This window comes from Methanophagales archaeon (assembly GCA_021159465.1).
Classification (GTDB): domain Archaea; phylum Halobacteriota; class Syntropharchaeia; order Alkanophagales; family Methanospirareceae; genus G60ANME1.
In genome coordinates this window covers 1-1,536 of sequence record JAGGRR010000045.1, presented here as the reverse complement: position 1 = coordinate 1,536, position 1,536 = coordinate 1, and the positions used below count along the sequence as shown (strand labels likewise).

Genomic DNA, 1,536 nt, shown 5'->3' with positions numbered 1-1,536 from the left:
TTTAGCACGGACTCATGAGAATTACACTTCAAAGATTACAGTAAAAACAAGTACTGAGCTTCCTCCGGGCGAATATGTATTGTGTATAGAGGAACATTTTGACGGGAGTTTAACCAACCATTGGCTTACAGTTAATGTGGAGTCGTAAAATACCCTACTGCCCTTATTTCGGAAAGGAGGTCAAAAGAAGAAGAGAACGCATTTAATTCGCTCAACAACAATAATATTATTACCTCTTTGTTATTTTTTATTGCAATTTCTATCGGTATTTTGATAATTTTACCTGTGCTTGGGTGTATGGATTGAAAAATAATAAAAAAACAGCCCGACCTATTAAAAATAGACCGAGCCTTCTTCTATTTCATATTCTCACATCTTCTATCGGATTCACTACGATGTCATAGTTAAAGTGCATCACATCCTCGGGCTTCATCTCGAGCTTCCACGTGCCACTTGCCGGGTTATCTATCAGGTATATCACCGCTTGTTGTCCATGCTCATACACATTTGCATTTGTTGTTTCTTCGTCTTCTATATCCATACCCCGTTCAAGCGCATAGCTAAAAGCATCAACGTATCCAGAAATCCTCGTCATTTTTGTGCGCTGAGATACCTCGTTCCCATAGGGGTCGAATAGATGCACATCTACCGTCCCTTCCGCTGATAGCATATTCTTCTCATCCTTGTTCCACTTCACAGTTACTATCACCTTTGTTGAGTTAGGTGCAACACTGAATTCTTTTGTTATCGGCTCTTCCAGCGGCTTATATACCTGAACGCTGTAATGCTCTATTCGTTCGGGATATTTGTCTGTTCTTATAGCAATCATCCCGCTGTAATACCCACTCTTTGCATCTGGAGGTATGCTCACTGAGATGTCAAATTTTGCGGACTCCTGAGCACCCAAATCTATCTCACCTGGGCTGACCGAGACCCACTCAGGGTTTATCACGTTTTCGCTATACTTATACTTATACATATATTCATCCTCTTCTCGCATGACTGGAACGAGTTCAACGGTTATCGCACTGTTGCCGTCGTTATGCACCTTCCCTTCAATGGAAATCGTCTCGCCAGCCTTCGCTAAGTTATCATAGGGGATTATAGTTGTATAAATCCTTTTTTCGCCTGGTGGCGGTGACATAGGTCTTATTGATATAGGTTCTATCACCGGCGCAGGCACAGCATTCGTAACCATCGCTCCAACCAGCAACGCCACAAGTAATACCGAGACCGAAGCCAATATCTTCTTTCTCTTTTGCATTTTTATTTTACCCCCAATAAATAGTCTAAAGAGGGGGGATTATAAGATTTGCGTAAGCTACGAATTGGTTCGTAGTTATTTTGCTCTTTGCAGTCTTCTAGCCTTTTTGTTATAGTCGCTTACGCCTGATACATCGCAACTGCCGAGATAATAAGGAACAGAGCAAGAATATATCACCTTTGCCCTTTTGCTTATCCTCCTTTGCTTCTTCGCTATTTATCTTTATATAGCGCCATGCTCAGCGCTCATACATATTCTTGCTGGAACAGCAT

General features: G+C 41.6%; 1 protein-coding gene. It reads right to left on the bottom strand.

Annotated elements, in window-relative coordinates; translation table 11 throughout:
* Positions 1 to 361 precede the first annotated feature (361 nt).
* Positions 362 to 1,264, bottom strand: a complete 903-nt coding sequence (locus J7J01_02470; GenBank protein MCD6209756.1) for a hypothetical protein — start codon at positions 1,262 to 1,264, stop codon at positions 362 to 364.
* Positions 1,265 to 1,536 lie beyond the last annotated feature (272 nt).